The sequence below is a fragment of the Ruegeria sp. HKCCD6157 genome, assembly GCF_013110685.1.
In the GTDB taxonomy this organism is placed as follows: Bacteria; Pseudomonadota; Alphaproteobacteria; order Rhodobacterales; family Rhodobacteraceae; genus Ruegeria.
In genome coordinates this window covers 1-7499 of the sequence record NZ_WVRB01000016.1, presented here as the reverse complement: position 1 = coordinate 7499, position 7499 = coordinate 1, and the positions used below count along the sequence as shown (strand labels likewise).

The 7499-nt window shown below is 53.7% G+C and carries 7 protein-coding genes and 1 tRNA gene; 2 read left to right on the top strand and 6 right to left on the bottom strand.

What is annotated here, in order from left to right; genetic code table 11:
* Positions 1–109 precede the first annotated feature (109 nt).
* Positions 110–769: a response regulator transcription factor gene (locus tag GS612_RS20360; RefSeq protein ID WP_171119814.1), complete on the top strand. Its 660-nt coding sequence runs from the start codon at positions 110–112 to the stop codon at positions 767–769.
* Positions 770–819: 50 nt separating this feature from the next.
* Entirely contained in the window at positions 820–2097 is a 1278-nt protein-coding gene (locus GS612_RS20355; RefSeq protein WP_171642782.1) for a HAMP domain-containing sensor histidine kinase, read from the top strand.
* 480 nt (positions 2098–2577) lie between these two features.
* Here GS612_RS20355 and GS612_RS20350 read toward each other — a convergent pair whose 3' ends face one another.
* From GS612_RS20350 to GS612_RS20325, 6 genes are all read right to left on the bottom strand, one after another.
* Positions 2578–3213, bottom strand: coding sequence for a hypothetical protein (locus GS612_RS20350; RefSeq protein WP_171642780.1), 636 nt, complete (start codon positions 3211–3213; stop codon positions 2578–2580).
* Positions 3214–3244: 31 nt separating this feature from the next.
* Positions 3245–3661 (bottom strand): helix-turn-helix domain-containing protein, encoded by a 417-nt coding sequence (locus GS612_RS20345; protein ID WP_371809368.1) that lies wholly within the window; start codon positions 3659–3661, stop codon positions 3245–3247.
* Between the two features lie 624 nt (positions 3662–4285).
* Positions 4286–4495, bottom strand: a complete 210-nt coding sequence (locus GS612_RS20340; protein WP_171642778.1) for a MerR family transcriptional regulator — start codon at positions 4493–4495, stop codon at positions 4286–4288.
* A 124-nt stretch (positions 4496–4619) separates the two neighbouring features.
* Positions 4620–5459, bottom strand: a complete 840-nt coding sequence (locus GS612_RS20335) for a hypothetical protein (RefSeq protein ID WP_171642776.1) — start codon at positions 5457–5459, stop codon at positions 4620–4622.
* The gene (locus tag GS612_RS20330) at positions 5452–6651 is read right to left on the bottom strand and encodes a site-specific integrase (RefSeq protein ID WP_171642774.1); all 1200 of its coding nucleotides are present in this window, start codon (positions 6649–6651) and stop codon (positions 5452–5454) included. Before GS612_RS20330 ends, GS612_RS20335 begins: the two co-directional genes overlap by 8 nt.
* 147 nt (positions 6652–6798) lie before the next feature.
* Positions 6799–6888, bottom strand: a tRNA-Ser gene (locus tag GS612_RS20325).
* Between the last annotated feature and the right edge of the window lie 611 nt (positions 6889–7499).

Sequence of the window (7499 nt, the reverse complement as noted above, 5' to 3'; positions counted from 1 at the left end):
GGCAACGGTGGCGGCAATGGCGGTGGCAACGGTGGCGGCAATGGCGGTGGCAACGGTGGCGGCAAAAAATAAAGTGAAGATCACGCTGGTTTAGCTGTAGTCTCTGGATATGCGAATACTCCTTGCCGAAGACGAACCCCAGCTTTGTGAGCAAGTCAAAAAGCTATTGGGTGCGGAAGGTCGCGTGGTCGACGTGGCCAACAATGGTACAGATGCCCTGCATCTGGGGTCGACTGAACCGTACGACATGATCATCCTCGACATCGGCTTGCCTGAGCGTGACGGCATTTCGGTCCTGCGCGAATGGCGCAGCGCGGGCGTCAAGACACCGGTCTTGATCCTGACGGCCAGAGATGGCTGGAGCGAACGCGTCGACGGCTTGGATGCCGGCGCGGATGACTATATGACCAAGCCGTTCCATATGCCCGAATTGGCGGCACGTGTACGGGCCATCTTGCGACGTCAGAGCGGTCAATTGAACCCCGTGATAGAAATGGGAGATGTCTCTCTGGATACGCGGAACGGGCGGGTTGCCGTTGGGGGCATTCCTGTCGATTTGACCGCGCAGGAGGTCGCCGTTCTGACCTATCTGGCGCACAACATCGGTCGCATGGTGTCGCGTACTGAGCTGTCGGAACACATCTACGAATATGACGGCGACAGAGATTCCAACACGATTGCAGTATTTGTGACCCGCCTGCGCAAAAAGCTGGGCTCCGATTTGATTACAACCGTCCGGGGTCGCGGCTATATGATTGATTCCGCCTAATGCTCTCGTTGCGCCAACGGGCCTTACTCGGAGGTATCGCTTCGGGAGCGTTGTCCGTAGGCGTCGGTACGCTGATGGTGTTTTCCTACATTAATACGCGCGTTCTGGAGCAGTTCGACGCAACGCTACAAGACCGGCACACGCAGGTTGTTGTTGGCCTCAGCGCCACCACGGATGACCCTGAAACCCTGCGACAGTTGGTATTCGATCCTGCGTATAGCACGCCATATTCGGGGCGGTATTGGCAAGTAACGGACAGAACCGGCGCCATCTATACGTCTGCTTCACTCTTCGAGGAAACGATCGCCGAGCCTCCGCGCGGAAATGACGAAACAATCATTTGGAACACCTCCGGTCCAGATAGCGAAGCCATTCGTGGCGTTTATCAAAAGATTACGTTCGAGGACGGAACCGAGTGGGGCGTAACTGTCGCCGAAAGCAGGAGCGAACTGATCAACGAACGCAGCGCTGCACAAAGATACCTGCTCCCGGTTTTCGGATTGGTTGGTTTGATCGGAGTGGCAAGTTCTCTTTTGCTGATGTCCGCCATTGTTGGCCCGCTCCGGAAGTTGCGCGCCGATGTCGCCCATCGCTGGGATCGAGGCGATGAACTGACTCCCGAAGACTACCCGGAAGAGGTTTCGCCCTTGGTGGAAGATCTCAACAAACTGCTGCATCGAAACCGCGAGATTGTCTCTGGTTCGCGAAGACAAGCGGCGGATCTGGCGCATGCCCTCAAGACGCCGACGGCTATCTTACGAAACGAATTGGCGGAACTGGCAGACGCAGGAGCACATACGGAGCCTGCGGAAGAAGCGCTAACTCGAATTGACGCCCAGCTTAGCCGTTCACTCGCGCGCATGCGTGCATCAAACACCGGAGAGTTAACACATTCCAGGACAGACCTGACGAATTCGGTCGAACGACTGTCCCGGCTGTTCTCGGTCATGGCCGAACGCGAGGGGAAGACGCTCGTTTCGAATTGCGAGGCTGGTCTTCAAGTTCGAATGGACCCCCAGGACATCGAGGAAGTGATTGGAAACCTCCTCGACAACGCCCTCAAGTGGAGCCGGACAACACTCCAAATCACCGCGAGGCGCACTGTTGATGGAATCGAAATTTTTGTTGAAGACAACGGACCCGGAGTACCAGAAGACCAAAGGCTTGAGGTCCTTCGTTCCGGCAATCGGCTGGATACTTCTGTAAGAGGAACTGGTTTGGGCCTGTCTATTTCCGTTGGTTTATTGGCCGCCTACGGTGGGAAGCTAGAACTCGGAACGTCCGAAAACCTGGGTGGCTTGGCTTGCGGTGTGAAGATCAGCCCGTGAGAAAAACAAGCTGTTCTATGCCGCTGGTCGCCGCTGCGCGGTTCTTTCCCAATTTGCAAACCGCCGACTGAATGAGCAACAATCACCAATGCGATAGTTGATGCATGCCCGTTGATGGCTGCTTTGCTCTCAAAGCTATAGTTTGCTTGAAAGCCCATTTTGCAATGAAATACTGCAATTCTGTGTCGAGAGGCACTGCGACCCTAGAACTTTAGTAAATTGAGCAATTTCTGCAGGTTTCTCTCCCTTCGTATCAAGTCATTGACGGCTTTGCGTGCCTGCACAGCGCTGCGCGATCTTTCTCCGTGCTTCCAGGACGGATGGCTTGGCCCAGCAGCATGCCCACCTCCGGCACCATGCATTCGGCACACGCTCCAACCTTGAACAGCGGGTGCGCGGCAGCGCATGCCAGTAGACTTTGCCGTTGCTGTGCATCTGGGCGCGTCTCGCAGCCTTTTGGCTGGGTCCATGAGGTTGTCGTCACTTTTTGTCATCCGACCGCCCCTCGTTGTGGACGTTACCAACGATTGCCTGCCCACCCTCTTTAACCTCAACGCGTTCGACGCGCACAGTTTGATCTGCTTTGGATCGATAGCGTTTGAGGGTCTCAACCTGGCTGGTGAAGGTCCGCGCAAGTTTATTGAGTGCCCGTTCCGTTGAATCTTGCTGCGGGAGAGTTTCGACGTGATTGAGCCTGCGCGCCATCATCATCGTGGCCTGATGAATTGCACCCATTTGGATCGCAAGCATGGCTTCAACCTCGTCCTGCGGCTGCACACCTCCGACTACAGAAAGGACAAAGTTCGAAGCTGTTTCTGAAACGGGGCTGCCATGTTTACCCAGAGCGGCCACTTGTTCCAGAACTCCCTCATAAAACCGATTATCCACTGTCCCCAGCTCATGCATGGCCAGCGCCGTCGCTGCAACAGGCTGCTTGTCCTTGTGCCCTACGTTGAGGGTTTGGCTTTCTTCATTGAAATCTAGTGTCATATCGGGTGGCCTAACATGCGACTGCCTCTTTTCACGAAGGGTTGTTGCTGCGGCTGTTTCCGCTTCAGTCAGTTCTTTTTTCTTACGCAGCAATTGATTTCTGGTGTTTTTGCGTGTCTTGCTCATGTCCGCCTCGCGTAACAGGGAGTGGTTAGTATTAGTGTTCCGTTTCAGAACCGATGGACCGTCGAGAAATCGGCCTGACCGGTTCTGGTTTGGAACCATGGGAGGTCTTTGGGTTCTCAAACGGAACCACCGAGGATACTGACGGGTCCGTCTTAGAACCGCGTTTTGTTTTTTCCGGCTGCCAGAGCCGCCAGTCATTGGTGGCGGCCTTCTTTCCAGATCGGGCCTGCGTCGGCTTGGTCGTCAACCGCCATTCATGCGCTCGCCGATGATACCAGTTGCCTTCCTGCTCCAACACAAGGAAGCCTTTTTCCTGTAGATCCTCGAAGGCGCGCTGAATAGTGGCCTTGCCCAATCCGAGAGTTTCCGCCGCCTCGTTCATCGACAGAAAAACCTTGCCGTTGTTGCCACCGTGGTAGCGGGTGTGAAGCTCCAACCAGAGCTTCACTGCAGGTCCGGACAACGCTCGCCATGCCGGAGATTTGATCATGGCATAAGGCAGAGGAACATATTGACCCTCATTCGACCGTTTACCCTTGGGAGGTCGCCGCCTACTCATGGCGACAACTCCGTGGGAAATGCTCGGGCAAACCATTCAGTTCAGGGATATCAAAGCTGATATGCGCCCGGACGAGTCGGGTTAGGCCGGATTTGGACACACAGTACCCGAGCGTGTCCCAGGCCGCTCCCCCGGCCGGAAATTGGGGTCTCTGGCGCTGAAACAACCATTGGATACTGTCCCGGCATACGGCGACGCGATAGATCCCATGGCGAAAGATTTCGCCGCTGTAGGTCTCAGCGGTTTCCCGATGATCAGTTCGGGAAAGAGGGCCAGTGTCGGACCCGCTTGCATAGCTCTGGTTGCGCGGTTTGGAAACGGACACATCAGCCATGATCGATCCGTCCTTTCCGAATATTCACTCGTTCTACAGAGTGGCTCAAAGGCGACCAGTAGTACCGGCGCTCGTTTTGTCTTGTCGGCGCGGGGCATCCTGTGGCATCAACTGAACTTGCTAGGGTGGCAGTTGATGTCACTGGAAAAGCCCCATCTCCGCGCTTGGAGTTGGGGTCATTATGCAGCCTCGTTGTTGGGATCGGTGCGCCGCGTCGCCAGCCAGGCGTTCAGATCAGCACCGTGATAGGCGATCCGCCGACCGATGCGGATGAAGGCCGAACCACACATGCGGTGGCGCCATTGAGCCAAATTCTCGCGGCTTCCCAGCAATTGCATTTCAGGGTCTTCTGGGAAATAGACCCGGTCCTCATTGAAGACGCTTGCCATCGTTGAAATCCTCTTGGATCAGTTGCGATGGTCTTTCGATATCACTAGATGTTTAGTAAATTAAAACGATCTAATTTCCCAAAAATGCTCAACAATTTTGATCACTATTTTGGTAGTAATAGCCTCAGTTTTGACGTGAATTTTGACGCATGGCGCGACGAAGGGTCGATTCCGAATATCGGTTTCCGGTTTTTCCTTCTAGCCCCCAAACGATCTGCTTTATCGTCAAACCTTCAATGCTGTCTCCAAAAACTATCCGCAAGTCACGCAGAGCTTTTTCTATTAAACGTGGACGGCCAGGCCCAACAGGTTTTGACGGGGCGTTACCCTTTAATAAATCTTGGCGCCAATATTCATCCCACGATGACTCTATAAAGCTATCTGGCACGCATAACGCCCAACCTGAAAAGGATCTAAGAATCTGAGCAACAGTCTTAAAGTCAATAACTTCCATGTAGTTGAGCTCGTCTAAGAGATCGAAAACATGCAAGGATATCGTGTAGGTATTCCGTGTATGAAAAAGCGGCACCGAGATAAACTCGTGCTGTAGACCAAGGTCAAGAGCCGCACTCCAATAGGACTTGGAGCATCGCAAAGCGTCGTCAATGAAATCCTCTTCAGGCAACGAAAATAGTCGTAAAGCTCTACCCAATCCGCCGATGTCCGGGCCTAATAGCTTCGCTCCCTCTTCATGTAGCGCTAAGTCGTGTATTGTTAGATCATCATGACGCAAACATCTAAAATCTATCTTTAGGCACGTTCCGTCCGGTCCACAGATGTGCATATTGTCAGAAATACAGCTAAAGAACTTCACCTCAAGCCAGTCACTGGCCGTAACACTGAGCGCGTAGCCTGGGTCACTGGCAGGGAATTGAAGACCGGTTTCGTAGCATTTGTTGAAACTCGCAGCCGGGATTTCGTCCCACAACCTGCATATTGGCGTAAAGCCAAGAATACTAAACATCGCCACCTCTAATATGTAGAGATTTCGTAACGGTTACACGCGACCAAAGCTCCATTAGTTCACGCCTCTTTTCCAACAAATCCGACCGTGCATAGGCCCGTTCTACATCGGACCCAACCTGATGCGCCAATGCTGCTTCTGCGAGTTCACGTGGCGTGTTCGCAGCCTCTGCCGCCCAGTCCCGAAACGAACTTCGGAAGCCATGCACGGTGACGCCATCCTGTCGCATCCGGCGCAGCAGCATCAGCATGGACATATTCGACAAGGGCTGGTGCCGCTTTTGGCCCTCGAACACATAGTCAGAGGCCAGAGCGCGCAACGGCTCCAGAATGGTCAGCATTTCGTCGGTGAGAGGGACGCGGTGGACCTGCCCGCCCTTCATGCGCTCCGCTGGTATGGTCCAAAGGCGCGCCTCGATATCGACCTCGGGCCATTTCATCTCCAGCACCTCTGAAGTCCGGCAGGCGGTCAAAATGGTGAACTGCAGCGCCTTGGCAGCCATGGCCGATCGGGTCTGCAACTCCGCATAGAACGCGGGCACCTCCTGCCACGGCATCGCGTCATGGTGCTGGACCTTGGCCTTGACGGTGGGCAGCACCTTGCCTTCGCGGATCGCGGTCACCGGGTTCTCTCCCGAGCGGAAGCCCTTGGACTTTGCCACGTCGAGCACTGTCTTGATCCGTTGAGACAGTCGTTTTGCGGTTTCGTGTTTCTCGGTCCAGATTGGCGACAGGCACATCAGCACTTCGGGCTGATCGATGCTGTCCACGGGCATACGGCCGATCTTTGGGAACGCGTAGTCGCGCAAGGTGTTGAGCCATTGCTGTCCATGTTTGGCATTCTTCCATGTAGGCAGGCGATCAATGTGAACCTGTCGGCTGAGTTCTTCAAAGGTCGGGATTTCGCGCTGAGTATTGAAACGCGGGTTCAACCCGGCTTTTGCCATCCGACGATATTCGAGCGCTCTTTCTCGAGCCTGATTCAAAGTGACAACATCAGCGCCGCCCAAACCAAAATCCGTTCTCAACGGTGCGCCCTTGCGGTTCTTCTGCCCTTTGACCGTTACGCGCACGATCCAGCGTCGCGCACCAGAGGGGTCAACAACAAGGTACAGGCCAGAACCGTCGCCATGCCGACCCTGGCCAAGATTCTCTACTAGCTTCTTTGTCAGCTTCCCGCTGAGCGCAGCCATGGAAATACCACACAATATACCACTCAATAGAAAATATTTAGGACAACTGAGTAAAACTCAAGATGATACTACTAGATAGTAAGTGCCTACTATTTATAGGAATACGGCACGTTAAACACGCCACATCAACTCACTGAAATAGGTAAATGGCGGAGACGAAGGGATTCGAACCCTCGAGACGGTTTCCCGCCTACTCCCTTAGCAGGGGAGCGCCTTCGACCACTCGGCCACGTCTCCATCGACGGGTATATCCTTGCAAGCGACGGGAATACAAGGCGAAATATCTGATTTGTGCCCCTCTCTGGCAAAATTGTTGAACCCGTTGAAATCACGGTAAAAGACGCCAACTTAGATGGATCATGGGCCAGTTTTGGAGAATTTTTTCTGAAGCCTTTATTCAACGCGGTGCCACCAAACCTTCAGGTTCGAAGCGACACGGCATATCGATTCCCCGTTCCGCATAGTTGCGCCGATTATGAGATCATTTTCTGAAAGCGATGAAGTTCTCTTGTTACAGTTGGATCCCATTGCCACACCCAACCTAGAAAATGCCCACTTGTTCGCTAAGGGACATTACCCCAACACAAAAAGCCCCGCGAGTTGCGAGGCCAAATGTTTGATATCTGACTTGAATTTTTAGGTACGGGAGCAGGATTTGAACCTCTGACCTTCAGGTTGTGAGCCTGACGAGGTTTGATCGTTTAGCGAACAGTCCAGTGGACTGTTTATAGATCGAACGGTCTGCTGGAATTATTGGTTGCGGGAGCAGGATTTGAACCTGCGACCTTCAGGTAACCTGCGACCTTCAGGTTATGAGCCTAACGAGGTTTGATCGTTTAGCAAACAGT